Here is a 23,026-nt window from a genome sequence, read left to right on the forward strand (position 1 = left end):
AAAAGGCTTCCTGTGGTGATTATCTCAGGACACACCCCGGAGGTAGCGGTATATCCCGATCAGAGAAGTCCTCGCACCCCTCCTTTCCCTCTCCTGCACACCCCTCTCCAGAGAGTAATACCCCGAGAGCAACTCATCAACCTCCAGAAGCTCTCTCCATGCAGCCTCAACCGCCTCCTCCATGCTCCCTGCGGTTTGCATGGCATCCCTCATAACCTCAACCCAGAGCTCAATCTGATTCCTGTGTTTTCTGGTTATTTCCTGGCTGTTATCATGCATGCCGAAATGGGCGAAGCACACCCTTTTCCTGCCAGGCCGGAGCATTTTCTCAAGGGAATCCACATAAAGCTCCTTTACGAACTTCGGCGGTGTTGAAGGTCTCAAATAGGGCTTTTCTCCCCCGATAAACACCCCGGCCGAGTCCCCCGTGAAGAGATAATCACCGATAACATAGCTCTGGTGGTGAGGTGCATGTCCCGGAGTGGGCAGGATTTCCACATCAAGGCCGCCGAATTCAATTTTTCCGCTGTAAATGCTCCCCGGCGGAACAGGCTTAATCTCGCCATAAATGAGTGCAAGTTCCCCGAGAACCTTCCTGCTCGCAGCCCACAGCCTCGCGGGATTTATCAGATGGCCGGCTCCCCTCTCATGGACAACAACCTTCGCCTCCGGATGCAGCTCAATCAGATGTCCTATTCCCCCCGCATGGTCGAGGTGTATGTGGGTGAGGAGGACATATTCAACCCTGTTTATGCCGAGCTCCCTGAGGCCCCTCTCCAAGAGGCGGATGGTATTTGCCGGCCCCACATCAACCAGCAAAGCACTATCATCCTCTTTCAGCACCCACGAGCCTATGAAGCGCCTGAAGCCCTCCACATTCTGGGGAAGGTCGAGCAGATAGAGGTTATCTCCAAATCTGAGCATCATCCCACCACCCGCTACTTAGGGAAAGATTTCAATCTACCAATCGAAGCCTCAAGCCCCTTTTTCCCGGTGAACAGGAGCACAATTGAAAGCTCATCCTGCAGGAGAATTCCCCTGTTGCCGCGGGCGATGAAAATCCCGAAGGCCGCCCCGAAGAGCATCCCAGCAATCCAGAGGTACAGCAGAAAGCTGCTGAAGCCGAGCCCCGAGAGAACCCTTATACCCGCGGTTATCGTCCTGTAGGACACTGCCCATGCAAGGAGGAACAGAACCTCCGTCAGGAGGGCCAGCCGGACAGCCCTGCCCGCCAGCGACAGAACCCGGCTGTCCTTCGTGTGCTCCCCTATTATGGCGGCATCATGCACCCCGTAGATGAACTTCATCACAATGCCCGCACCGTTTCTGAAGGTCAAAAACGTCATAAAAAGCACGAGGGGATTCGTATTTTCAAGCTGCTTCACGGCATATATCCCCACCGCCACCCACACCGCGGTGAACAGAAACCTGTAACGCTTTCTCTCATCCCCGGGAAGCTTGGCCCTGAGAATCCTTGCCATAACCTTCCCTGTTGCGGAAAAAAGGATCCTTGCCATCGAAACCGTCAGGCTTATCAGGACGAAGGGAATCAGGAGGATATAGGCGAGAATCACCGCCGGATTCATCTTCACCACCGGTTAGCCCGTTATTTCCCCGAGAATCTCCTCAGCTTCTTTTCTGCCGGAGACGCCCTTTATCAGGACCTTTCCGTTTTTGAATACGGTTATCTCAACGCCGCCTCTGCTAAACCGGATAAAGGCCTCAGTTCTAACATACGCAATCCCCCTCCTTTTCAGGGAGGACTCAAGCCTGTCGAGCGGCACATCTTCAAGAAAACTCCTGAAACCGCCATCGCAGGTTTCCTCAATGTCCAGCTTCCGCCTCTTAACGAGGGGCGCAACGTCCCTTGAGACCTTATAAACATTGTAGAGAGTCAGGGCATCCATTTTCTTGAGCTGAACGAGAAGACAGCCCCTTATCCTGACATCAATGTATTTTTTCGCTTCCATTGCAGCCTTTAGCAGCTCCCTCACGCTTTCAGCCCTGTCAAAGTCCAGACCGGCTTTCCTGAGCCTTTCCTCATTGAGCCTGTGGATTGTGAGCGGCTGGAGCATCATCTCATCGATGCCGAGCGATGCCGCAAGCTCGGCTATTTTCGGGATGTCATCGTCGTTTATTCCGGGCATGAAGATTGTCCTTACGATTGAGCGAACCCTCTTGTCCTGGCCCACTATGCGGAGGGCATTCACCACGTTTTCAAACGTGTCCCTGCCCGTTATTTTAAAATGCCCTTCCCTCGTTGATGCGTCGAGGCTTATCATTACGAGGTCAAAGTCAAGCTTCTCCCAGAGCTCCTCCGTGAGGAGGGAGCCGTTCGTCTGGAGGTCAAGCCTCGCCTCCGGAAACCTCTCGCGCAGCATTTTATTGACCTCGACTATTCTGGGGGAAATCAAAGGTTCTCCATACTGCGAAACAGTTATGGCCTTCGGGTTCTCCCAGCCGTAGTAGCCGGGCTTTGGAGCTTTCCCGAGCTTCACCGCCACGTTTGAGTAGCAGAATATGCAGTCGTGGTTGCATGCGGGGGTTAGCTCATAGCTCGGGTGATGGACGGGATTTTCAATGCTCAGATCAAGCCCCTGACAGAAACGACAGTGGGTTGGGGCTGTGAGTTCATCAACGAATTTCTTCAGCTCTTTAGCTTCCCTGTTTTCGAGCCTCCCGACCTCGATGCCCATTTTCCTTGCGAATTCTTCCCATGTGTACCGCATGCTGATGCATATGCATGGAGCTTTTTAAGGGTTAAGGATTAACGGCAGGTTACCTTTTGAAAGCCTCGGGGTGGGGATGCAATGAACTGCCCAACGGGCCTTAAATAGCCGAAACCCTTTTAAGTTTTTACCAGCGTAATAAAACCTCGAAGAGGCCACCGTAAGACGACCCGATTAGATGAGGGGTTTCACGTTACCCTCTGCCCTTAGAGGGTTGACGCCGTTAGGCGTCCTTTCAAAAATCGCCGTTGGGCGGTCAAAACTCTAAGGGTGGCCTTTGAATCATAACCCCGCGTAGGGGTAATTGGCCTTAGACCGGGCCTGCGGGCTGAGCTGAAACCGGCGACGGGAGTAGGTTATGAACCCGCAAATCTCCCCCGCAAAGGGGAGGAGGTCAGAGGACAAAACAATCCCAACTTTTAGACACGCTCAAGTTTAGCGAAAGCTTTATATTTCCAGTCCCTCTCATTATTGGCGGGAACGGGCCCGTGGTCTAGACTGGTTATGACGTCGCCCTCACACGGCGAAGGTCCGGGGTTCGAATCCCCGCGGGCCCACCACAAGAAACTTTGCCTTCGCAAAGTTTCATCAAAGTTCGTAGCTCCTTTTCAGAGGCCAAAAATTCTGGGGATTTTCTTATAGAATGGCCGTTTTAAGTGTGAGAACTTTTCAAGTTGCTCCTCTGGTGAGGGTTTAACTTTAAATCGACGCCCTTTGGGCGTCAAGAAGAGAGTAACTCCTTCTGAGGTTTATCCTCAACATGTTCTCGCTGAAGAATGAACACTTGGTGGTAGAAATCCCTTCATCTGGGCATTTCACGAAGAGCTACGTGCTTTTGGTGAAGCTTTTTCCAAAAGCTTCAGCGCTGGCGGAAAATATTGTGCTAATTCTTAAGTGTTCATTTTGCAGGTTGGTTTCTCTTCCATGTGCCCCTCTGTGAGTGTTTCACTCTACAAACGGCGTCCTTTGGACGCCAATAATAAGGTTGAAACTACTTAGAAGGCTTCATTTAGTGTTAAACCCCCAGCCAAAGTTGCACTTGAGTAGTGCACGACTGATTTTTCTGCCAGTTCGATGAGAAGGGCAATCCTTTCGCCAGCCTTTCCTAAAGGCTGAGCACAAAGTTCCATCAAAGTTGGTAGCTCCTTTTCAAAGGCTGAAACTCTGGGGATTTTCTTATAGACAGCCATTTTAATTGTGAGAACTTTTCAAGTTGCTCTTTGAGTGTGGGTTTAACTTAAAAGGACGCCCGTTGGGCGCGGTGAGAAAAGCGAAATCCCCAGGATGCATTCTAGATTAGGCAATTGCCGAAAGGTTTATAACAATGGACGAAAAACTTCCTACCATGTTGGAGAAAGAAAAGGAAGCTCTGGCCAAGAGAATAGCCGGTGAGATAACCCTCTCTGCTGATCCCGGGAAAACCATGCGCAAATGGAGGGAGATATTCGGGATAAGCCAGACAGAGCTGGCAGAATTCCTCGGAGTTTCCTCATCCGTTATAAGCGACTATGAGGGCGGCAGGAGGAAGAGCCCCGGCGCATCTACAATCAGGAAGTTCGTCGAGGCACTCCTTGAGATAGATGAGAGGCGCGGCGGCAATGTCATCAGGGCTTTCAGCAAGACCATCGGGAGCGAGTTTCCTACGAGCGCAATCCTTGACATAAGGGAATTCGCCCTGCCGGCAACGGTTAAGGACATCGTTGATGCCGTTAAGGGGGAGGTTGTGGCAAACATTGATCTTATTGAGCGCAGGATTTATGGCTACACCGTCATAGACAGCATCCAGGCGATTCTTGAAATGAGCGCCGAGGAGTTCCTCAAGCTCTACGGCTGGACAACGGAGAGGGCGCTCGTTTTCACAAAGGTCACCACAGGCAGAAGCCCGATGATTGCGATAAGGGTTCAGGGACTTAAGCCCGCCGTGGTTGTCCTCCACGGGGTTAAAAACCTTGATCAGCTGGCTGTGAAGCTTGCGGAGAGGGAAAGGGCACCCCTTGTGATCTCCCATGTGGAGAACGAGAATGATCTGATAAACAGTTTGAGAAGGCTCGTTGAAAAGAAGGATAAAGAGCTTTAACCCTACGTTCAGAGCTCCCTCTTCCTCCAGATTCCCCCTTCAGCGAGCTCCGTTAGTCTGTCCCTTATGTGGAGCAGCACGGCATTCAAAGTCCTCCCGTTGTCATAATTCCTGACAATCCTCTCAAGCTCCTCCTTTGGAAGTTTTTTCATATCCCGTGCGAGCTTTACCATGTAAGGATACGCCCTCACAACATTGTCGACGACTGTGATATCCGCCATTCTGGCGCTTCTTGACAGGGGGTTGAGGTCCACGGTAACAACGAACTTCCCCATGGCCACCAGAGCCTCTGTCCTGTCGCCATCCTCAAGGGGAACGAGAACAACATCCGCCCTCCATATCCCCTTTTCATCAACCTTTCCCCTCTCGCTCTCAAGGTTAGGAATTCTCTTTGTCGGATTTATGCCGAGCAGCTCCACATCCGGGTCGTATTTTCTCAGTTCTGCCGCTATCGCCCTGACCCTCCCCTCGCTGCGGTAGAAGAGGTTTATCTCAAGCCCGGCGTTTAAGGCCTTTGCCAGCTCAATCGTCTCCTTTGGCACGAGGGCGGCAACGTTGCCGTTCACGGACACCACGGGATGTTCCGCCAGAAGAAATTTTGCCACCGCAGCCTTCATGGCTTCCTCAGCGGGGGGAATCGTCTTCTCGCCGATTAAATAGTCGAAGGCCTCCCCCCTGCCGTGGGCGATCATTCCCGCCTTTGCCAGAATTCCATTCTCAAGCGCCTCCTCAAGCCTGTGCCTGTAGTAGAGGCTCCAGTATCTCGGATGGGACTTTGGAACCATGAACCTCGCCATCACCACGACCTCCTTCTGTCTCCTATGAAAAACTTCATGAAGCCTGAAAAATCCTCTCCCCTGAAATCCTCATACAGCCTCTCGGTCTCCTCAGGAGAAAGCCATTCGATGTCGCCGGGTATGCCCTCCTGGAAGAGATACTCAACCTCATTTCCCCTCCTCGCCACAATAAGGGTATATATCTTTTTGTTAAGCTCCCTGGCAATTCTAACCTCTTCGACGACGAGGGAGGTGAATTTACCGATTATTGCGACGGCGACAAAAATTTCCGCATCCTTTATCATGTGGCTGGTGCCCTTGAGGCCGTATTTGGAGGGGAGGATAACGTTGGTTGACCCCAGTTTCTCCTCGATTATCTCCAGAATCGCTTTTTCGGTCTGGGTGTGATAGATTATTGTGGGCTCGCTGAGATAGACAAGGGGGCCTTTTTTTTCCTTCCTCCTTTTAAAAAGTCCAAATCCAAACATGGAACCACCTCAGCTGGGGATAAAACGTCTTCATCACTCCGTAGGGATGACACTCATCATCGGTTCTCGGTTACTACTAAAACCCTCTTCTTAAAAGGGTTATGGGAAAATTTTTCTACCCGTTCTTCCAGAGAGAGTTCGATGAGAAGCATAAATCTAAATGGCAGGGAGGTCAGCTATGAGGTTATCAGGCGGCGGGTGAAATATCTGAGGATTCATGTGATGCCGGAGGGCTATTTGAGAATTGTTTCGCCGACTGATGATGTGGAGGAAGTCATCAGGGAAAAGGAGAACTGGATTTTGAGAAAACTTGCACTTTTCGATGGGATTCCTCAGGAGGCCTTTGAGAAATTTCCCCTGTTTGGGAGCTTTTATGAGGTCGAGAGGGGAGATGAGACAGGGATATACAAAAACAGGATTTGCTACCGGGATTTATCCCCGCTTGGGCGGTTTCTCAGAACCCTCCTGAAAAAGAAACTCCTGAAACTCATAGGCAGTTACTCCCCTCTCATCGGCCGCACCCCCAGCAGAGTTTTCATAAGAAAAAACAGGAGCAGATGGGGCAGCTGCTCCTCCAGGGGCAACTTAAGCTTCAACCTTATGGCGGTTTCGCTGCCGGTCGACCTTATCGACTACCTCGTCGTCCACGAGCTTGCCCACCTGATCGAGCTGAGCCACAGCAAAGCCTTCTGGAGCATCGTGAGCCAGTTCCATCCTGATTACCGGAAAAAGAGAGAGGAGCTCAGGGTTTGGTGGCTGACTGTGTGGGCAAATCCCCTGTGGCGGCTCATCATGGAGGGCTAAAATTTTAAGGCCGGGCACGTACTGGAGACCATGAGGATAATTCCCATCGCATCAGAAAGCCTCGGCGTTAGGAGCCTCGCGGTCTATGTTGAAACCGGAAAAAGGGGCGTTTTAATAGACCCCGGTGCCGCCCTCGGCCCGAAGCGCTACGGTCTTCCTCCCGCCAAGGCGGAACTTGAGGCGCTGGATGAGGCGAGGCTGAGGATTCAAAGTTACGCCAGAAAAGCAGACATAGTAACGATTTCCCACTACCACTACGACCACCACACGCCCTTCTTTAAGGGGCTTTATGAGAGCTCAAGCGAAGAGTGTGCAAGGGAAATCTACACCGGAAAACTCCTCCTCATCAAGCACCCGAAGGAGAACATAAACTTCAGCCAGCGGAAGAGGGCGTGGGCCTTCCTGAAAAATGCGGGGCCTATTGCAGAGGGCATAGAATACGCGGACGGAAGGTTCCTTGACTTCGGCGATTTCATAATGGAATTCTCCCCAGCGGTTCCTCACGGGAGCGAGGGCTCAAGGCTCGGCTTCGTCCTCATGGTTATGGTTGACGACGGCACCAGAAGGCTGATTCACGCGAGCGACACCCAGTTTCTCAATAAAGCCTCGACCGAGTGGATAATCAAGCAGGTCCCTGATCTTATAATAGGCGACGGGCCCCCCACGTATCTCGAAGGCTACAGGGTCAGGAATGCGTGGAAGGAAGGGCTGGGTAATCTGAACAGAATTATAAGGGAGACCGGCGCCGAGATAATCCTCGACCACCACCTGATAAGGGATAAGAGATATCCGAAGTTCTTCGAGGAGCTTGAGACGGAGCCTTTAACTTTTGCACGCTTCCTTAAAAGAGAGGATAAACCACTGGAAGCCTACAGAAAAGAGCTCCACAAAATCGAAAAAGGAGAAGATGCCAAGGTGCCCTTTGAACTACGTTGAGAGAAAACCTCCATCCACAGGGATAACGGCACCATTAACGTAGCTCGCCATGTCGCTGGCAAGGAAAAGGATGACCCTCGCAACCTCATCGGGGTCGCCGAAACGTCCCATGGGAAGCCGGGCATTGAAGTGGAAGGATATGCCTATCTTCTCCATGTCGAGCTTCATTATTGCCTCCTTCTTGAGCCTTCTCACGCCTTCCGTCTCTATCCCTCCGGGGACGACGACGTTTGCCCTTATTTTATTCCCGTACTCTCGCGCTATTGCCCTCGTTAAAGCGACCACGCCGAGCTTTGTAGCATCATAATGAACCAGTCCCTCTGCGAAGGGTAGAAAAGCTTCTATCGAGCTCACGTTGATGATTGCACCTCCTCTGTCCTTCCTCCGCCTCACAAAATGCTGGCACATCCAGAAGACGGAATGGAGGTTTATCGTCATGACTTTACCATAGAACTCCTCATCGACCTCCATAAAGTCCCTGAACCAGTAAACGCCGGCGTTGTTGACCAGCACAGTAGGCTCCCTGCCCCTCAGGCCCTCCCAGAGGGCATCTATCTCCACCTTCCGGGAGAGGTCGACGCGGTGGAGGTTCACCTCCACTCCAAACTCCTCGGCGAGCGCTTTGGTCTCCTCCAGACCAAACTCGTCTATATCCACAAGCTCAAGGTCTGCTCCAGCTTCGGCAAACCTTATGGCGGTGGCGCGGCCTATTCCGGAGGCAGCACCGGTAATAAGGGCTCGCCTTCCTCTCAGGGAAAGGAGCTCATCCAGAGATTTCTCCATGCTCACCCCTCCATAATTCTCAAAACTTCTTTCTTCATTTCATCGACGTTGAACAGTTTACCGCCCGAGAGAAGGTGATGCAGCGCGAGGCCGTCAACCAGCGCCCCCAAGAGGAGTGCTTTCTTTTCCGGCTCCCTCACACCGGCTTCTCTGAGCACGCTGGAGACAGAGCCTATGTACCTTTCATAGAACTCATCCCATTCGCCGGTCTTGTTGAGTTTGATGCTCTCCTCGTACAGCTCCAGGAAAAAGCGTGAGAGCTTTGGGCTGACCGTTACCAGTTCGAAAGCCGCATCGATTAGGGTTCTGAGCTTCTCTCCGCCTGAAAGTCCTTCCAGCTGCCCCTTGAGGTTCTCCAGCCATTCGTCGAGGAGCATGAACAGAACCGCCCTTGCCAGCTTATACTTGCTTGGAAAGTGATAGAATAGTCCCCCTTTTGAAATCCCGGCTTTTCTTGCTATTTCCTCCATAGAGACGTCATGGTAGGACTTCTCGCTGAACAGCTCAAAGGCAACGCTTATTATTCGTTTTCTGGTCTCCAGTTTTCTCATCATTCACCCTCCGGATGTTCTATCCCAAGCTCCTCTCCCGATTTAAAGGCATCAAGAACCCGCTTTATCCAGTTCTCTGCTTCCCCTATTGTCTTTGGATCCTCCTTGAGTATCCAGCCGTCGAAGACCCTGACGGCGATGATCCTGCCCCTTATATGCTCGGTCATCATTCTCAGGTACCTCCTTTCGGTGTACTTTTTTCCGAGCTTCCCAAACTTATCCGCTATGCAGAGTATGAAGACAGCTATCGCCTTTCCCTCAAGGCCGTTCTTTGACAGCAGAAACTCTTTGACCCCCGGAAGAGGACGCTCGTAGTAGACGGGTGCACCGATAACTATGAGGTCATACCTTTCAACGTCGGGATTTTCAGTAACCCTGAATACTCCAACCTCGGCAATGCCTCCTACCGCTTTTGCCATGGCTCTTGCCACCCTTTCGGTCGAGCCCCTCTTGGTGTCGTAAACTATGCAGACCCTCATACTTTCACCTACCGACCGGTCGGTTTGTAATTCTGTTTGTAATGCTCTTAACCTTTGTGCCAGCCCGCAGAATTCAGAAGCCTCCATGTGGGGCGTGTCTAAAACTGCTGATGTTTGTATGATGGAGGAATAAAGTCTTCCGGGAGATGCACTACTAAATATGCAAAAACTTCAAACATAATGCCCGTAAAATGAAGCAATCTCAACTTTTGGACACGCCCCCTCTATGTGAAAAGCTTAAATCAAAGGAGGGCCAAGTTAACAGTCAGGTGATGGAAATGAGGGACTTCTATATAGCCCATGAGGAGGATATCAAGGCGGGAAGGACTACCGATGTCTACTTCATCAGGACGAAGAAAATACTTGAGGCAAAGGGGATTCACAGAAAGGTTCTCGCTGACGTTTCAACCACATCCCTGCCCAGAGGGTGGAAGTGGGGCGTTCTTGCGGGAGTGGAGGAGGTTGCAAAGCTCTTTGAGGGGATGCCCGTCAACATCTATGCGATGCCCGAGGGGACGGTATTCCATCCCTACGAGCCGGTTCTCCAGATTGAGGGCTATTATAAAGAATTCGGCATCTACGAGACCGCTTTACTCGGGATGCTGAGCCAGGCGAGCGGAATAGCGACGGCGGCGCTGAGGACGAAGATAGCGGCCAACTTCAAGCCGGTCTATTCCTTCGGCATAAGGCACATGCACCCGGCCATAGCGCCGATGATTGATAGGGCGGCCTTCATAGGCGGCTGCGACGGCGTTTCCGGGGTTTTGGGCGCGGAGATGATCGGGGAAAAGCCCGTCGGAACGATGCCCCACGCACTCATCCTCGTTGTGGGCGACCAGGTGAAGGCGTGGGAGTACTACGATGAGGTCATGGACGATGGGGTGCCGAGAACCGCACTCGTTGATACGCTGTGCGATGAGAAATTCGAAGCTTTGATGGCAGCGGAGGCCCTCGGTAAGAGGTTAACCGCAGTCAGGCTCGACACCCCAAGCTCAAGAAGGGGGAACTTTAAGCGCATAGTTGAGGAGGTGCGCTGGGAGCTTGATTTGAGGGGCTATGGGCACGTCAAAATATTCCTCAGCGGCGGGCTCAATGAGGAGAGCTTAAGGGAGCTTGCGGACGTTGCCGATGCCTTCGGCGTTGGTGGAAGCATAGCGTCAGCAAAGCCCGTTGACTTCTCCCTCGACATAGTTGAGATAGAGGGAAGGCACATCACAAAGCGCGGAAAGCTGAGCGGGAGAAAGCAGATATACCGCTGCGAGAAGGGGCACTACCACAGAGTCCCCGCCACTAAAAAGCTCGAACGCTGCCCGGTATGCGGGACAAAGGTCGAGCCCCTCCTAAAGCCGCTCATTGAAAACGGGGAGATAGTGGCGGAGCTCCCAAAGGCGAGGGAGATAAGGGAGTACGTTCTGGAACAGGCGGAGAAGTTCTCCCTGACCCTCGAATAATCCTTTTTTCTTTTAACGTACAAAAAGCCAGCAAGCAGAGACCGGAGAAAGGAAAGTAAGAAAAAGAGGCTTCAGGCCTCCTCGATGTAAATGCAGCTGACCGGACAGGCCTCAGCAGCTTCTCTGGCGCAGTCGATGAGGTCTTCGCCAACTGTTTCAACGATAACAACGCTCTTGCCCTCATCGTTCATTTCAAAGACATCCGGGCAGAGGCTTGCACAGATAGCGTCTCCGATACAAACATCCTGGTCAACCGTAACCTTCCATGCCATGGAACATCACCAAGCATAGTTAAAACGGGAGGAATATAAACCTTTCGCTGGAGCAGGGTATGGAGAACTGTTAAAATACACAGATAAGGGACGGTGATGAACATTTTGCTACAAAATTATCTACGGATGGTTAAACACCCGATTAACAACAAAAGGCAGGAAGGGAAGGAATCACAAAAGGCCGAGCCTCTTTTTGTACTCCTCGCTTATCCTGTCAGGAGTCCATGGAGGGTCGAATGTTAGCTCGATTTCAGCGTCCCTGACACCCGGTATCTCAAGAACCTTGTCCTCAACGGCTCTGAGAATCCACATCGTCAGGGGGCAGCCCGGAGTTGTCATGGTCATCTTGACGTAGACGGTGTTATCGGGCCTTATTTCAAGCTCGTATATCAGGCCGAGGTTTACAATGTCCACGCCTATCTCAGGGTCTATAACCTCCTTCAGCTTTTCAAGTATCATCTCCCTGTTCAGCTGAACATCTCCCGGCGCTTCTTTTTTTGCCTTTGGAAGGTTTATCTCAATGTTTCTGATGCCCTCAATCTTTCCAAGCTCCTGATGGAGCTTTATCAGCATCCCATCGTCAATCTCCCTGCTGAGCTCAATGGAGAGCGTGCCGTCTTCTTTAACCTCCGCTCTCTTAATGAGGCTGTTATCAAGAATCCCGCTGAGCCTTGCGAGCACTTCCTCTTTTTCCACCATTCTCATTCACCTAAACCCCAGTTCAAAGCACCACATTTAAACCTTTTGGGTCATTTCTGTAGAATGTCGCGTATTAAAACCGCCGCAATCTTCTCGTCAATTGCCCTTGCACGGAGCTCCCTCAAAACCCGCTGGATGGCAAAGCGTTTGAGCACAGGTGCATTTCTGGCAGCGGCCTTCCAGAGCGGGCATCCAAAACCGAGGGCATATTTCCTTCCCAGGACCCCTATGGCCTCCTTCTTGTCCATGACGAGAAATGCTGGGAAGTTGAGGACTACGATATCGCCCTTTCTGTATATGGATATCAGCCCGGAGCTCAAAAGATCCCCCGAGGCAACGATTTTTATCCCGTTCTCCCGGGCATAGCTCTCAACCGCCTCCATTATCATGGAGTGACATACCCCGCATATGGGGGCTCCCTTCCCTATTCTATCGCTCATCTTCTCCATGTAGCCCGGAATTTCAACAAAAACCGCACCCTGCATCATGGCATTTAGGAGAACCGGCTCCCTCATCTGTGGAAGCTTTGCCATAACGGGAACCACGTCAAACCCTGCCCATCTGAGTATTTTTAGCGTTGCGGTGCTGTCCGAGCCGGCAGAAAAGGCGAGGGCTATTTTAACGCCAACCGGCGAGCGGTCGAAGTCCCTTCCGTAGAGGCGGTACTCTATCAATGCTTTCAGACGGGAATATGCTTCTTCACCGATGTCTCCCCTAACCCTTTCAAGGGCCTCCAGATTGTAATCAAGACGGTACCTCTTGACGAAGTCGTCTCCTGCTGGGCCTATCATCGAAGACCAATCGGGGAACGGTTTATTAAACTTGCCGCTGGGGGGGCGTGCCTGAGATTGTTAATGTTTGTATGGTGGGGGAGTAAATGCCATTATGGCTAACCTTGCAGCCTCTGCTCATCGGTGGTCCCCACATCTTCCGTTTTTAGTCTCCATTCGGGCTTAAAACCCCACATACCGGAGACTGCTACCCATCAAGAACCACGTCACAGGCCTATAAAAATTACGAAAAACAAAAATTAGCGAACGTTACACTTCTTACCATCTACAAAACAACCCCAACTTTAACTTTTAGACACGCCCTGCCGCTGGGAAAACCTTAAAAGAGGCTCACCTTAACCGCCTCCACGGACTTCTGGAGGTGCTTGTGATGAGGGAGATTGTTGAAAGGGTCAGAGAGAAAACGAGCATTCCGGTTTATGAAAGGACAGTTGAGAACGTCCTGAGTGCAGTCCAAGCGAGCGGGGATGTCTGGAGAATAGTTGACCTCAGCGAGGAGCCGCTACCGCTGGTGGTGGCTGTCATTGCTGCCCTCCACGAGCTTGGCCATATCACCTTTGAGGGCGCCAGCATCGTTCTCACCCAGAGCGGCAGGAAGCTGGTGGAGAAGTACGGGATAGGAAGGAGGGAAGACTACACCTGCTCCCACTGCGAGGGCAAGACGGTCGAGCTCTCAGCTTTTAGCGACCTCCTCCAGCAGTTCAGGAAGATAGTCAAGGAGCGCCCGCTACCCAAGCACGACTTCGACCAGGCCTACGTCACGCCGGAGACAACGGTGGCGAGAATAGCCCTAATGCACACCCGCGGAGACCTTGAGAACAAGGAGGTCTTTGTTTTGGGGGATGATGACCTTACCAGTATAGCCCTCATGCTCTCTGGTCTCCCGAAGAGGATTGCCGTCCTCGACATTGACGAGAGGCTCGTCAGGTTCATCGAGAAGACGGCAGATGAGCTCGGCTACGGGAACATCGAGATGTTCACCTTCGACCTCCGCGAACCTTTGCCGGATTACGCGCTCCACAGGTTTAACACCTTCATCACCGACCCGCCCGAGACCGTTGAGGCCATCAGGGCTTTCGTCGGCAGGGGAATAGCGACGCTTAAAGGGCCCGGCTGTGCAGGTTACTTCGGCATAACGAGGCGCGAGAGCTCCCTTGACAAGTGGAGGGAGATTCAGAGGCTCCTCCTCAACGAGTTCGGTGTTGTCATCACGGACATCATCAGGAACTTCAACGAGTACGTCAACTGGGGCTACGAGGAAGAAACGAGGGCATGGAAGCTCCTCCCTGTGAAGGTCAAGCCTTCATACAACTGGTACAAGAGCTACATGTTCAGGATTCAGACGCTTGAGGGCTCAAAGGGCTTCGAAGAGAGGATAGAGGTCAAGGATGAGCTCTACAATGATGATGAGGCCTCAACAACCTGAAGCCCCGCCTCCCTGTTCACCTTTTTCCATGCCCTCCCGAAGAGGAAGGGAAGCTTTCCGGGCTTTATCAGCTTCTCCCACCTTTCGAGGAACCTGAGCTCTTCCCTGAAGGCCCACTCCGTTAAAGCTTCCAGGTCCTCGGGAGTTTTCTCAATCTCCCTCACCTTCTCGATTATCTCCCTCTGCAGTCCATTCCTCTCGCGGGTGAAGTCGTCGATGTAAGCCATGTAGTTCGTCAGAAACCTCCTGTGGAAGGCCTCGAAGCGCCACCAGTATGTTTCGGGGTCGTATCTATCCGTGGGAGTTTTTCCGAGGTCCGGAAGACCGCCCTCGAAGGTCACCGGCTTGAAGATGCTCAGGCAGGGGTTTGAGGTGCCCGTGAACCAGTGAAGGCCTTTTCCGAGCTCGGAAACCTGAGAAGAGGCAGTCTGGGATGGCCTCGTTAAGCCCCCATAGTGCATGCAGATGTCCCTCATCGAGCCCTTCTCCGGGCGGTAGGGCTCAAAGGAGTGCAAGCTGAGAAGGGACATCATGTATTCGAGCGTTATCTCTCCCTCACGCTCCTTCAGCCGGCTTAAGGTGAACTCCCTCCTGTCCCTGCCGTGCGCGAAGTGGGTGTAAAAGCGGTCCGAGAAGTGCCCCGCAAAGCTGAAGGAGCCCCTTCCCGCGAGCCTCTCAACGCCCTCCGAAGCCAAATCCCAGTCATTCCCAATCGTGAGGGCGTTGGAGATGGAATAGACCCCCTCGATTTTCTTTGCCGCCCATTCCTTACCGACCGTCTCAAGAATCCAGGCCCCTTTGGGGTCGGCTATTATGAAGGAGCTGAAGTAGTAGAGCCTGTGGCTTCTGCTCCCGTTTCCGCCCTGCAGGCCATCTTCAACGATGCCGGTTATGAACTCCAAAGCATCTTTCGCGCTCTTCATTCTCTCAAGCGCCAGACGTATCATGTCCATCCCGGTTATCCCCTTCTCCGGCACTTTGACCTTCGTGAAGACAGCCGTGTTGCCTATCGCCAGCCCAAACTCGTTAACGCCCATCTCAGCCCCCCACATCCACCAGGGGCGGGAGATGATTACAGCGTAGGTCTCCTTAACCTGCGGAAAATCAAAGTAGGTTAATCTGACCATATCCTCCTCGTGCCGGGTTCGTGGTATAAATTCGATTACCTGGGCCTCGTTCGGCTCACGGTCGCTGTTCTTGGCGAAGAGAGCTATCCCCTCCTTGGTGGCCTCGGGAGTTGCCACGAGAATGTCGCACATGGTTCCACCCATAACCCTTCAGCGCCGGGTTATAAGAGGTTTTTCATGATATGCATGCTCCAGCGAAAAAAGAGAAATGTCAGCGGAACCTCCTGAGCGCCATCTCCGCAGCAACGGTTATTGGATCGATGGTCGGGCTTATCGGAGGAGCGTAGGCCGTCTCAAGATATACAATATCCTCAACGGTTGCGTCCTTTTGAGCTAAGGCCGAGAGGGTCATTATCCTGCCCCAGACACGCTCGCCGCCGACTATCTGTCCCCCAATGAGCTTTCTGTCATCTTTCCGGAAGATGACCTTGACATAGATCGGCTTTCCGCCCGGGTAGTACTCGGGCTTTGTGCTTCCCTTGAACTTGCCGACGGCTATATCGATGCCTTCTTTCTTTGCCCGCTCCTCTGTTACACCGAAGGTGCCTATTTCGAGGCCGAAGAGTTCGGTTATAGCGGTGTTGAAGACCGGCCTGAAAGCTACATCCTTCCCGGCTATGTGCTCCGCCGCTACCTTCGCCATCCTCACCGCAGAGGTTCCGAGCTGGCTGAGGGTTCTCTTGCCGGTTACGCCATCGACTACCTCGGCGCAGTCGCCTATGGCGTATATATCGGGGTCGCTCGTCTGGAGGTGCTCGTTCACAACGATGCCCCAGTGCACATCAAGTCCAGCTTCCTTGGCGAGGCCAACGTTGGCCCTGACGCCGGTTGCGACGAGAACGAGATCAGCTTTAACTTCCTCCTCGCCGATTTTGACTGCACTGACGGGACTGCCGATTATCTCGCTCACCCCAACGCCGAAGCGGAAAGCTATGTTGTGCTGCTCCATCTCCTTCTGGACGAGCTTTGCGGTGTCCTTATCAAGCATCGTCGGCATCAGGCGATCCATCAGCTCGACGACCAGAACCTCCATCCCGAGCTTTGCAAAGGCCTCGGCACCTTCAAGGCCTATTAAACCCGCTCCTATGACGACCGCCTTCTTCGGCTTCCTCTCGGCGATGTAGGCTTTTATCTTCCTCACGTCGTCGAGGCTCTTGAGCGTGAAAACGCCTTCGTTCTCAACGCCCTTTATCGGCGGGACAAAGGCCTTAGAACCCACAGCCAGGACGAGCCTGTCGTAGGGGACTTCGCCCTTATCGGTGACCACCACTTTTCTCTCCCTGTCGATGGCCTTGACCTCTGTGTTGAGCATCAGCTTTATCCTCTGCCTCTCATAGAACTCGTTTGGAAAGACGATAACGTCCTCGGGCTTCTCTATCGTGCCGCTTATCACATGAGGCAGGGCGCAGGGGGAGTACTGCATTGTGCTCTCCTTTCCGATGACTGTGATTTCGGCCTTCCTGTCAAGCTTCCTCATGAAGAGGGCGAAGTTGCTCCCGGCCGTACCGGAACCGATGACAACGATCTTCATTGGCACCACCAGAGATAGAAGGGGGAGGAGGTATAAAAAGTTGGCCTTAACCTTAGGTTCAGCGCATCCATTTACGGGCTATCACAGCGACGATGAGCGCCATGAAGACGGCTCCAGTTAAAGCTTCAATTGCACTCAGGGCTTTGAGCCAGCCGGTAGGGTGCATGTCACCGTAGCCGAGGGTTGTGAAGGTGACGAGGGAATAGTAGAGGGCGTTGGCGAAGCGAACGAAATAACCAGCGTTTGAGGGGAAGCCCTTAATATAGTGACCCCAGACCGTGTAGGGAATCGCATTTCCAACTATTACAAGCAACGAAAACAGGAACAAACGAATCCAGTTCGTGCCATATTCGGAGGGCAGATCTGCCAGGAGCCATTCGACAAAGTTATGGACACTTGCTTTGATACGTTCTAAGGTGTTCCTTGCATTTTGTATTCTGGCCCGTCTTTTAGCGCGCATTTCGAGAACGAACATTCTATCGGCTTTGTCGCGCTTGCCTTCTTTTTCGTAGCTGAGGCGTTGAACACGGCGGGCTTCTATTTCAGCTTCTAGGAGTTTGAACTGTTCACTAGGAATGTCAATATTTATTATTCCAATTTCTGCCCCAGAAAAACTTAGCCCTCCCTCAAATCTGCATTCAAAATCAACACTGTTTAAAGATGATCTTGAAAAATAGGCCTTACCATAAAAGACGGCATCAGTAAAATCGGCAGTAATTAATTCACTCCCGGAAAAATCCGCAAAACCAAATCCTGAGCCTACAAAGTCGCTATCATAAATATAAGAATCCAAAAAGCGAACTTCACCAAAAGTGGAATCCACAAAACTCACATCTCTTAGTGTGCTCGAGATAAAGTATGCCTCCTTAAACCTAGATCGGACAAATAGGGTATTCTCTACATTTGATTTTGAAAAATCGATCTCAATAAATTTCGCATCAGATAAATCTACATTTTCAAAACTAGACTCAGATAAGTCAACTTTTCCCTGAAATTCAATCCCAGTCAAGTTTATGTTAACAAACCTTGCTTTCCATAAATTTACATCCCCAAGAAACAATGCATGCATTAAAGGGGAATCAAAATCTTCGCTTGGAATACCAGTGAAGACGTAACCAGAACAGTCAAGCTTTTCCTCAAAAACAAACCTCTTTATTTTTCTTTTTTGTCCTGATTCGTCTTCAACCTCAATCTCCTCAATCCTCGGCTTGAACCTCTCCAAGAACTTCCTGTAAAACTCTCTCGCTTCCTCCTCGCTCTTGTTCGGCTTATGAAAAATACAGTACTCCTGATCAGCGGTTTCAGGGTCACAGTTCCCGAAGTGCGCCATCCTGCACATAAAATCACCGATATGCTCTTTCTCCTGGTTCTATCTTCAAGATAACAGCAAGATTTTCATCCCATCTGGCAGTATAAATCACCCGAAACTGTCCTAATCGAACACGATAGGCATTTTTAAATCCTCTAAGCTTTTTTATATCAAATTGCTCTGCAGGTATAGGTTTTATTTTTAAAACATCAAGAAGCTCTGCCAGTCTTTTAACATTTGCGGGAGGGAGAGAGCGGAGGTTTTTCTCAGCTTTGGGGCTGACTATGACTCTGTATTTCATAAACCCAGCTCCTTTTTTAGCTCGTCCCAGCTCTTACCTTTTTCCAACGATTCTTTTTCGATCTCCTTAAGTTCCTTAATCTCCTCCTCACTCAGCTCTTCCTCCTCAAGCATTTGGGCCTTAAGCTGGAGAAGAGCTTTCTCCATTTCCTCAAGCTTCTTTTTCATTTCTTCAATATCCTGAATCAAGACATTAATTGGACTGGCTTCCATAATATCCCCCTTAAAATATAACCACAAAAAGTATAAAAGGGTTTAGAAATCACTCCCTGGGCTCAACCACGGTTCCGCCGTGCTTTCCCTTCACGACCTCAAAGAGATGAAGAGCATCCCTCTTCCCGACGATGTAGGTCTTTATTTTACCCCTCTGGATGAACTTCGCGGCCAAGGCATCCACCACGCTGCTCCCGCCAGCTTTGCTCTCGGCCTGCATGGCTATCTCGACGAGCTGGTCAACGGTTATCCTGTCAAGCTTTTTCGCATTCGGGTTTTTCCTCGGATCGCTGTCATAGACGCCGTCGACGTTGGTTACGACGACGAGAAGGTCTGCCTGCAGGTATTCCGCGAGAAGCGCCGCCACGGCATCCGTCGTGTGACCGGGGTGCGTTCCGCCCATGATCGGGACTTTCTTCACCTGTATGACCTCCCATGCCTTTCTGAAGTCCTGAACCACGAAAGGATAGGCCTTTTCACCGAGAGCGGCTATGAGGAGCATTGCATTCGCTCTGGTTATGTGTATCCCTATGTAGTCCTTGAACGTCTCGTTGGGAGTGAATGTTTTGGCCGCCTGTATATACTCCCTTGAGACCCTTCCCCCACCGACAACCACCGCTATTTCGTGATCTTCGCTGATTTTCGTCAGTTCATATGCAATCGCCTTGATGAAGCCGATATCGGGCTTATCAGGAACGAGAACAGATCCTCCAATGTCAAAGACTATCCTCATGATGACCCTCTCGATGATAATCCGGAGGGATTTATAACGTTTTCTTAGACAGGTCTTAGCAGGAGTCCGAGAACAGAGTGTCCTGCATGAGGATGGGAGATAAAGGGATAAAGATAAAAGGCTCAGCCCATCTGTATTGCCTGCTCCCTGAGCTCGCCGCGCTCGAAGCGGTATGGATCGTAGAACCACAGGGGTTTTTCAGTCTTCCCATCGACTATGAGCTCCGCCAGGGCTTCCCCGACGGCCGGGGCGAGCATGAAGCCGTGTCCGCTGAAGCCCGCCGCAATGTAGAACTCATCAAGCTCCTCTATGCGGCCTATTGCAGCGTTTCCATCAGGGGTTTCCGCATAGTAGCCTCCCCAGATTCTGATGACATTCACGTACTTGAGGGCGGGGATCAGCTGGGTGAAGCGGTAGCTAACTCCCCTGAGGAACTCATACGTGGGGGATATATCGTATGTCGGGCCGTATTTGAGCTCGTATCCCCCTATTACGCCCCCCTGATTTGCCTCCTGCGTCAGATAAACGCCTCCATGCTTGAATGAGATGACCATCGGCTCAATCTGGCCGGGTTTTATGGGCTCAGTCTTGATCCCCTGGTGCTTGTAGGGCTCTATCGGTATCCTGACAGGAACCCCGGCCATTCTGTTTATGATGGGCGCCCATGCATTGGCGGCGTTTATGACCCTCCCTGTCCTGATTTCTCCCCTGTTCGTCAGGACGGCCTTTATCCTTCCGTCCTCGACCTTTATGTCTCTCGCCTCGGTGTATTCATAAATCTCGACGCCGAGCCTTTTAGCGGCGTTTGCATATGCAAAAACCGCCCTGAAGGGGTTTGCCTTTCCGTCGGTGTGGTTCCACGCTGCGGCTATTACACCCTCCGTGTTCAGCAGCGGGACTATCATCTTGGCCTCGTCCGGTGAGATAATCCTGGAGGGAACCCCGAATCTGTTCTGGAGCTTAACGTTGGCCTTAAAGCTCCTGAGCTCCTCCTCGTCGTAGAGGAGGAAGAGATAGCCGCTCTGCTTGAACTCAACATCACAGCCAAGCTCATCCTTCATGCCCTTCCACAGCTCCACAGAACGCTTCATCATCCGGATGTTTGCCTCATCCCCGAACTGCTGTCTGATTCCGGTCCCGCAGCGGAAGGTCGAGCCGTTTCCAAGGTAGCTCTTCTCAAGAACAACAACGTCGCTCTCGCCGAGCTTTGCGAGGTTGTATGCGATGCTCAGGCCTATTATGCCCCCGCCGATGATGACGGTTTTGGCCTCACTCCTCATCGCAATCACCCACCAGAACGCCCATCGGGACGGGCCTCGTGGGAATCCTCGTCGCGGGAACGGGAATTTCCTCAGGCCTCTTACCCGTCTTTCTGGCTATTATTCCTATGACAAGCGGAATACACGTCCTGCCCTGACAGGGCCCCATACCGACCCTCAGAAGGCGCTTGATTTCCTCAATGTCGGTTATGCCCCTGTCAATGAGCTCTTCTATTTCCTTTTGAGTTACATCGTTACAGCGGCAGATTATGATATTCTCCCTTGGATCACTCATTCTCTCACCACCCTGACAGCCCTAACATCCCATGCCAGCTCAATCGGAACCTCCACGGTCAGAATAGGCGTGTCTCCCTTGCTCTTCTCCCTGGGAATTACCAGGATAACCCTGCCCCTTCCAACCTCCTCACCGACCCTGTTGAGCAGCACAACCTCCTCGCCTTTCTCCGGAAGAGGAAGGAGCTCATGCGGCAGCGTTATTCTCGCCCTGTCCCCAACGTAGTGCATCATGAAGAAAGCCAGGCCGGGACATATCTGAACACAGAGGGAGCAGCCGACGCATTTATCATAGTCAACCACTGGCAGGTCATTGGGGGTGGGCATGCTGACTGCATCGACGGGACAGATTTCCTTGCAGGGCGTGCACGGTATCTCCTGAGGACACTCTGGTATCGCAACCGGCCTCTTTCTTAGCCTCTCCTCGCTCGGAAGCTCTCCGATATATTTCTCCAGCTCTTCAGGGGTTATGTAGCCGTACCTCAGATAACGGGGAATCTCCGCAGCCATCATTCGCTCCCTCCTATCATGACCTTCTTTATGCCCTCAAGAACATGCCTTCCAAAGGGCCCGCTTCTGAACTCCTCAAGGTCTCTCTGTGCCTTCTCGATTTCTTTGAGCCAATCAGGAGACGCCACACCTGCTTTAAGGGCTGCGGCTATCCCGGCCACCTTGCCCTCAAGCATTGCCGTTGTTGCCTCCTCTATCCCCGCGGTGTCGCCGGCAACGAAAATTCCGGAAATCGTCGTCTCAAGCCGCTCATCCCTCCTTACAACATGCCCGCCAAGCTCCCTGATGTAGAGCAGCTGACAGCCGGCCTGATGGAGAAGCTCAACGCTCGGGCGAAGGCCAACGGCGAGGGCTATTACATCCACATCAAAAACCCTCTCCGTTCCCGGGATCGGTCTCCAGTTTTCGTCGAGCTGAGCAACCACAGCTCTCTCGACCCTCTCCCTTCCTTCAGCCCTGAGGATGGTGTGCCTCGTGAGTATCGGAACACCCAGGCGCCTGACCTTGGCAGCGTGAACGAAGTACCCTCCAACTTTGGGCATTGCCTCCACTATCGCCTTAACCTCAACGCCCGCCTGAATGAGCTGATAGGCCAAGATAAGCCCCACGTTGCCGGCTCCGACGATTAGAACTCTGTCGCCAGGCTTTACACCGTAGGTGTTCATCAGCGTCTGTATTGCCCCGGCTCCGTAAATGCCGGGCAGGTCGTTGTTCTCGAAGGGTATCATTTTCTCCATTGCCCCGGTGGCGACCACGAGGCTCTTCCCCCTGAATTCAAGGAGCTCCCTGTTCTTTCTTACGGCGATTACGAGCTTCTCATCACCTTCCTGGAAGACGCCAACGGCAGAGGTTTCAAGGAATATCTGGATGTTCTCCCTCTTCCTGGCCTCTTCCTCAAGGATTTCGGCGATTTTGATGCCCCTAACCCCGGCGAACTGCTCCCTCTTGCCGAAGAACTTGTGGGTCTGCTTGACCAGCTGGCCACCGAGCATGGGCTGCTCATCAATCAGAATAACCCTTGCTCCGGCATCCGCAGCGTTTATTGCCGCCATCAGCCCTGCAGGCCCGCCGCCGATGATGACCACATCTCCCTCAAACTTCGGCGCATCCTTCCATTCAGGCGGCTTTGCGGTTTTTGGCAGCTCTTCCTTGCCCTTCTGCATCTCCACCCTCATGCCATCCTCCACGAGGGTTATGCACGAGCGCACGTTGGGTATGCCGTTGACCTTCACAAGGCACGAGGAGCACTTGCCTATTGCACAGAAGAGCCCCCTTGGCCGGTGTTTCTCGCTACTGTGGGATAGAACGCGGATTCCAGCCGCATGAAGTGCCATTGATATTGTTTCCCCTTCATGGGCCTTTACTGGCTTCCCTTCAAAATAAATCGTAACCTCCCGTCCCCGTCTTAGAGAAAAGTCCAGAATTGGATGTTCATTAAGGCGCATGATATTTCACCAGTGTAGATTAGAAGGCAGTTTTTATGAGCTT

At 52.1% G+C, this 23,026-nt stretch carries 26 protein-coding genes, 1 tRNA gene and 1 pseudogene; 6 read left to right on the plus strand and 22 right to left on the minus strand.

Translation table 11 applies throughout. The features are described from left to right. Positions 1 to 24: 24 nt before the first annotated feature. The 3 genes and pseudogenes from ACYQ27_RS10825 to ACYQ27_RS10835 form a co-directional block, all read right to left on the minus strand. Positions 25 to 927 (minus strand): MBL fold metallo-hydrolase, encoded by a 903-nt coding sequence (locus tag ACYQ27_RS10825; protein WP_460041624.1) that lies wholly within the window; start codon positions 925 to 927, stop codon positions 25 to 27. Between the two features lie 11 nt (positions 928 to 938). Continuing rightward, the gene (locus tag ACYQ27_RS10830; protein ID WP_456394510.1) at positions 939 to 1,586 is read right to left on the minus strand and encodes a hypothetical protein; all 648 of its coding nucleotides are present in this window, start codon (positions 1,584 to 1,586) and stop codon (positions 939 to 941) included. A gap of 240 nt (positions 1,587 to 1,826) precedes the next feature. Next, positions 1,827 to 2,729, minus strand: a pseudogene (locus ACYQ27_RS10835) (radical SAM protein); the annotation flags it as partial. A 482-nt stretch (positions 2,730 to 3,211) separates the two neighbouring features. Here ACYQ27_RS10835 and ACYQ27_RS10840 point away from each other — a divergent pair. Further along, positions 3,212 to 3,289, plus strand: a tRNA-Val gene (locus ACYQ27_RS10840). A gap of 435 nt (positions 3,290 to 3,724) precedes the next feature. Here the strand turns inward: ACYQ27_RS10840 and ACYQ27_RS10845 are convergent. Next, positions 3,725 to 3,919, minus strand: coding sequence for a hypothetical protein (locus ACYQ27_RS10845; protein WP_460041625.1), 195 nt, complete (start codon positions 3,917 to 3,919; stop codon positions 3,725 to 3,727). A gap of 155 nt (positions 3,920 to 4,074) precedes the next feature. On the opposite strand from ACYQ27_RS10845, the gene ACYQ27_RS10850 reads away from it, so the two are divergent. Further along, entirely contained in the window at positions 4,075 to 4,806 is a 732-nt protein-coding gene (locus tag ACYQ27_RS10850; protein ID WP_460041626.1) for a helix-turn-helix domain-containing protein, read from the plus strand. Between the two features lie 8 nt (positions 4,807 to 4,814). On the opposite strand, the gene ACYQ27_RS10855 is transcribed toward ACYQ27_RS10850, so the two are convergent. Beyond that, a complete protein-coding gene (locus tag ACYQ27_RS10855) occupies positions 4,815 to 5,603 on the minus strand; it encodes a 4-phosphopantoate--beta-alanine ligase (RefSeq protein ID WP_456454256.1) in 789 nt (262 codons plus the stop codon). Further along, positions 5,603 to 6,070 (minus strand): hypothetical protein, encoded by a 468-nt coding sequence (locus tag ACYQ27_RS10860; RefSeq protein WP_456454258.1) that lies wholly within the window; start codon positions 6,068 to 6,070, stop codon positions 5,603 to 5,605. The genes ACYQ27_RS10855 and ACYQ27_RS10860 overlap by 1 nt, the downstream gene beginning before the upstream one ends. A gap of 141 nt (positions 6,071 to 6,211) precedes the next feature. Between ACYQ27_RS10860 and ACYQ27_RS10865 the strand changes: the two genes are divergently transcribed. Together ACYQ27_RS10865 and ACYQ27_RS10870 are read left to right on the plus strand one after the other, a co-directional pair. Beyond that, the gene (locus tag ACYQ27_RS10865) at positions 6,212 to 6,874 is read left to right on the plus strand and encodes a M48 family metallopeptidase (protein WP_456454260.1); all 663 of its coding nucleotides are present in this window, start codon (positions 6,212 to 6,214) and stop codon (positions 6,872 to 6,874) included. Between the two features lie 30 nt (positions 6,875 to 6,904). After that, positions 6,905 to 7,810, plus strand: a complete 906-nt coding sequence (locus ACYQ27_RS10870; RefSeq protein ID WP_460041627.1) for an MBL fold metallo-hydrolase — start codon at positions 6,905 to 6,907, stop codon at positions 7,808 to 7,810. On the opposite strand, the gene ACYQ27_RS10875 is transcribed toward ACYQ27_RS10870, so the two are convergent. From ACYQ27_RS10875 to ACYQ27_RS10885, 3 genes are read right to left on the minus strand one after another with little or no spacing between them, the layout of a single operon-like run. Then, a complete protein-coding gene (locus ACYQ27_RS10875) occupies positions 7,802 to 8,593 on the minus strand; it encodes an SDR family NAD(P)-dependent oxidoreductase (protein WP_460041628.1) in 792 nt (263 codons plus the stop codon). The genes ACYQ27_RS10870 and ACYQ27_RS10875 overlap by 9 nt on opposite strands. 2 nt (positions 8,594 to 8,595) lie before the next feature. Then, positions 8,596 to 9,144 carry a TetR/AcrR family transcriptional regulator gene (locus tag ACYQ27_RS10880; protein ID WP_460041629.1) on the minus strand — a complete coding sequence of 183 codons (549 nt, stop codon included), beginning with the start codon at positions 9,142 to 9,144 and terminating at the stop codon, positions 8,596 to 8,598. Then, positions 9,144 to 9,623 (minus strand): flavodoxin family protein, encoded by a 480-nt coding sequence (locus tag ACYQ27_RS10885; RefSeq protein ID WP_456454268.1) that lies wholly within the window; start codon positions 9,621 to 9,623, stop codon positions 9,144 to 9,146. The genes ACYQ27_RS10880 and ACYQ27_RS10885 overlap by 1 nt, the downstream gene beginning before the upstream one ends. A gap of 278 nt (positions 9,624 to 9,901) precedes the next feature. Here ACYQ27_RS10885 and ACYQ27_RS10890 point away from each other — a divergent pair, with 278 nt between their 5' ends. Next, the gene (locus ACYQ27_RS10890) at positions 9,902 to 11,074 is read left to right on the plus strand and encodes a nicotinate phosphoribosyltransferase (protein ID WP_460041870.1); all 1,173 of its coding nucleotides are present in this window, start codon (positions 9,902 to 9,904) and stop codon (positions 11,072 to 11,074) included. Between the two features lie 71 nt (positions 11,075 to 11,145). Here ACYQ27_RS10890 and ACYQ27_RS10895 read toward each other — a convergent pair whose 3' ends face one another. The 3 genes from ACYQ27_RS10895 to ACYQ27_RS10905 form a co-directional block, all read right to left on the minus strand. After that, the gene (locus tag ACYQ27_RS10895) at positions 11,146 to 11,346 is read right to left on the minus strand and encodes a ferredoxin (RefSeq protein WP_456396226.1); all 201 of its coding nucleotides are present in this window, start codon (positions 11,344 to 11,346) and stop codon (positions 11,146 to 11,148) included. A gap of 171 nt (positions 11,347 to 11,517) precedes the next feature. Continuing rightward, positions 11,518 to 12,045, minus strand: a complete 528-nt coding sequence (locus ACYQ27_RS10900) for a metal-sulfur cluster assembly factor (RefSeq protein ID WP_456396253.1) — start codon at positions 12,043 to 12,045, stop codon at positions 11,518 to 11,520. 50 nt (positions 12,046 to 12,095) lie between these two features. Next, positions 12,096 to 12,836: an ATPase gene (locus ACYQ27_RS10905; protein WP_456454270.1), complete on the minus strand. Its 741-nt coding sequence runs from the start codon at positions 12,834 to 12,836 to the stop codon at positions 12,096 to 12,098. 370 nt (positions 12,837 to 13,206) lie between these two features. Here ACYQ27_RS10905 and bpsA point away from each other — a divergent pair, with 370 nt between their 5' ends. Next, a complete protein-coding gene (gene bpsA, locus ACYQ27_RS10910) occupies positions 13,207 to 14,262 on the plus strand; it encodes a N(4)-bis(aminopropyl)spermidine synthase (RefSeq protein ID WP_460041630.1) in 1,056 nt (351 codons plus the stop codon). Here the strand turns inward: bpsA and ACYQ27_RS10915 are convergent. From ACYQ27_RS10915 to ACYQ27_RS10960, 10 genes are all read right to left on the minus strand, one after another. Then, complete coding sequence (locus ACYQ27_RS10915) at positions 14,232 to 15,533, minus strand: C69 family dipeptidase (RefSeq protein ID WP_460041631.1); 1,302 nt, start codon at positions 15,531 to 15,533, stop codon at positions 14,232 to 14,234. The two genes, bpsA and ACYQ27_RS10915, sit on opposite strands and share 31 nt — an antisense overlap. 67 nt (positions 15,534 to 15,600) lie before the next feature. Next, complete coding sequence (locus ACYQ27_RS10920; RefSeq protein WP_460041871.1) at positions 15,601 to 16,920, minus strand: NAD(P)/FAD-dependent oxidoreductase; 1,320 nt, start codon at positions 16,918 to 16,920, stop codon at positions 15,601 to 15,603. 58 nt (positions 16,921 to 16,978) lie between these two features. Beyond that, a complete protein-coding gene (locus ACYQ27_RS10925) occupies positions 16,979 to 18,259 on the minus strand; it encodes a pentapeptide repeat-containing protein (RefSeq protein ID WP_460041632.1) in 1,281 nt (426 codons plus the stop codon). Positions 18,260 to 18,263: 4 nt separating this feature from the next. Continuing rightward, positions 18,264 to 18,530 (minus strand): type II toxin-antitoxin system RelE family toxin, encoded by a 267-nt coding sequence (locus tag ACYQ27_RS10930; protein ID WP_460041633.1) that lies wholly within the window; start codon positions 18,528 to 18,530, stop codon positions 18,264 to 18,266. Beyond that, positions 18,527 to 18,742, minus strand: a complete 216-nt coding sequence (locus tag ACYQ27_RS10935) for a hypothetical protein (protein ID WP_456453124.1) — start codon at positions 18,740 to 18,742, stop codon at positions 18,527 to 18,529. The genes ACYQ27_RS10930 and ACYQ27_RS10935 overlap by 4 nt, the downstream gene beginning before the upstream one ends. 49 nt (positions 18,743 to 18,791) lie before the next feature. Continuing rightward, positions 18,792 to 19,475, minus strand: coding sequence for a UMP kinase (gene pyrH / locus ACYQ27_RS10940; protein WP_456396206.1), 684 nt, complete (start codon positions 19,473 to 19,475; stop codon positions 18,792 to 18,794). Between the two features lie 122 nt (positions 19,476 to 19,597). Continuing rightward, positions 19,598 to 20,755: an NAD(P)/FAD-dependent oxidoreductase gene (locus ACYQ27_RS10945; protein ID WP_460041634.1), complete on the minus strand. Its 1,158-nt coding sequence runs from the start codon at positions 20,753 to 20,755 to the stop codon at positions 19,598 to 19,600. Continuing rightward, a complete protein-coding gene (locus ACYQ27_RS10950; protein WP_456396202.1) occupies positions 20,745 to 21,029 on the minus strand; it encodes a (2Fe-2S)-binding protein in 285 nt (94 codons plus the stop codon). The genes ACYQ27_RS10945 and ACYQ27_RS10950 overlap by 11 nt, the downstream gene beginning before the upstream one ends. Beyond that, positions 21,026 to 21,541, minus strand: a complete 516-nt coding sequence (locus ACYQ27_RS10955; protein WP_456453128.1) for a 4Fe-4S binding protein — start codon at positions 21,539 to 21,541, stop codon at positions 21,026 to 21,028. Before ACYQ27_RS10955 ends, ACYQ27_RS10950 begins: the two co-directional genes overlap by 4 nt. Next, positions 21,538 to 22,983: an FAD-dependent oxidoreductase gene (locus tag ACYQ27_RS10960; protein WP_460041635.1), complete on the minus strand. Its 1,446-nt coding sequence runs from the start codon at positions 22,981 to 22,983 to the stop codon at positions 21,538 to 21,540. The genes ACYQ27_RS10955 and ACYQ27_RS10960 overlap by 4 nt, the downstream gene beginning before the upstream one ends. Positions 22,984 to 23,026 lie beyond the last annotated feature (43 nt).

The sequence above is a fragment of the Thermococcus atlanticus genome, from assembly GCF_054657855.1.

What these genes read in the sequence shown, in the direction of transcription:
- ACYQ27_RS10905 (WP_456454270.1), bottom strand. Translation starts at nt 12,836, where the DNA reads ATGATAGGCCCAGCAGGAGACGACTTCGTCAAGAGGTACCGTCTTGAT.
- ACYQ27_RS10895 (WP_456396226.1), bottom strand. Translation starts at nt 11,346, where the DNA reads ATGGCATGGAAGGTTACGGTTGACCAGGATGTTTGTATCGGAGACGCT.
- ACYQ27_RS10930 (WP_460041633.1), bottom strand. Translation starts at nt 18,530, where the DNA reads ATGAAATACAGAGTCATAGTCAGCCCCAAAGCTGAGAAAAACCTCCGC.
- bpsA (WP_460041630.1), top strand. Translation starts at nt 13,207, where the DNA reads ATGAGGGAGATTGTTGAAAGGGTCAGAGAGAAAACGAGCATTCCGGTT.
- ACYQ27_RS10900 (WP_456396253.1), bottom strand. Translation starts at nt 12,045, where the DNA reads ATGGTGGAAAAAGAGGAAGTGCTCGCAAGGCTCAGCGGGATTCTTGAT.
- ACYQ27_RS10850 (WP_460041626.1), top strand. Translation starts at nt 4,075, where the DNA reads ATGTTGGAGAAAGAAAAGGAAGCTCTGGCCAAGAGAATAGCCGGTGAG.
- ACYQ27_RS10825 (WP_460041624.1), bottom strand. Translation starts at nt 927, where the DNA reads ATGATGCTCAGATTTGGAGATAACCTCTATCTGCTCGACCTTCCCCAG.
- ACYQ27_RS10925 (WP_460041632.1), bottom strand. Translation starts at nt 18,259, where the DNA reads ATGTGCAGGATGGCGCACTTCGGGAACTGTGACCCTGAAACCGCTGAT.
- ACYQ27_RS10880 (WP_460041629.1), bottom strand. Translation starts at nt 9,144, where the DNA reads ATGAGAAAACTGGAGACCAGAAAACGAATAATAAGCGTTGCCTTTGAG.
- ACYQ27_RS10935 (WP_456453124.1), bottom strand. Translation starts at nt 18,742, where the DNA reads ATGGAAGCCAGTCCAATTAATGTCTTGATTCAGGATATTGAAGAAATG.
- ACYQ27_RS10950 (WP_456396202.1), bottom strand. Translation starts at nt 21,029, where the DNA reads ATGAGTGATCCAAGGGAGAATATCATAATCTGCCGCTGTAACGATGTA.
- ACYQ27_RS10945 (WP_460041634.1), bottom strand. Translation starts at nt 20,755, where the DNA reads ATGAGGAGTGAGGCCAAAACCGTCATCATCGGCGGGGGCATAATAGGC.
- ACYQ27_RS10875 (WP_460041628.1), bottom strand. Translation starts at nt 8,593, where the DNA reads ATGGAGAAATCTCTGGATGAGCTCCTTTCCCTGAGAGGAAGGCGAGCC.
- pyrH (WP_456396206.1), bottom strand. Translation starts at nt 19,475, where the DNA reads ATGAGGATAGTCTTTGACATTGGAGGATCTGTTCTCGTTCCTGATAAG.
- ACYQ27_RS10920 (WP_460041871.1), bottom strand. Translation starts at nt 16,920, where the DNA reads ATGAAGATCGTTGTCATCGGTTCCGGTACGGCCGGGAGCAACTTCGCC.
- ACYQ27_RS10915 (WP_460041631.1), bottom strand. Translation starts at nt 15,533, where the DNA reads ATGGGTGGAACCATGTGCGACATTCTCGTGGCAACTCCCGAGGCCACC.
- ACYQ27_RS10860 (WP_456454258.1), bottom strand. Translation starts at nt 6,070, where the DNA reads ATGTTTGGATTTGGACTTTTTAAAAGGAGGAAGGAAAAAAAAGGCCCC.
- ACYQ27_RS10870 (WP_460041627.1), top strand. Translation starts at nt 6,905, where the DNA reads ATGAGGATAATTCCCATCGCATCAGAAAGCCTCGGCGTTAGGAGCCTC.
- ACYQ27_RS10955 (WP_456453128.1), bottom strand. Translation starts at nt 21,541, where the DNA reads ATGATGGCTGCGGAGATTCCCCGTTATCTGAGGTACGGCTACATAACC.
- ACYQ27_RS10830 (WP_456394510.1), bottom strand. Translation starts at nt 1,586, where the DNA reads ATGAATCCGGCGGTGATTCTCGCCTATATCCTCCTGATTCCCTTCGTC.
- ACYQ27_RS10865 (WP_456454260.1), top strand. Translation starts at nt 6,212, where the DNA reads ATGAGAAGCATAAATCTAAATGGCAGGGAGGTCAGCTATGAGGTTATC.
- ACYQ27_RS10885 (WP_456454268.1), bottom strand. Translation starts at nt 9,623, where the DNA reads ATGAGGGTCTGCATAGTTTACGACACCAAGAGGGGCTCGACCGAAAGG.
- ACYQ27_RS10890 (WP_460041870.1), top strand. Translation starts at nt 9,902, where the DNA reads ATGAGGGACTTCTATATAGCCCATGAGGAGGATATCAAGGCGGGAAGG.
- ACYQ27_RS10960 (WP_460041635.1), bottom strand. Translation starts at nt 22,983, where the DNA reads ATGCGCCTTAATGAACATCCAATTCTGGACTTTTCTCTAAGACGGGGA.
- ACYQ27_RS10845 (WP_460041625.1), bottom strand. Translation starts at nt 3,919, where the DNA reads ATGGCTGTCTATAAGAAAATCCCCAGAGTTTCAGCCTTTGAAAAGGAG.
- ACYQ27_RS10855 (WP_456454256.1), bottom strand. Translation starts at nt 5,603, where the DNA reads ATGGCGAGGTTCATGGTTCCAAAGTCCCATCCGAGATACTGGAGCCTC.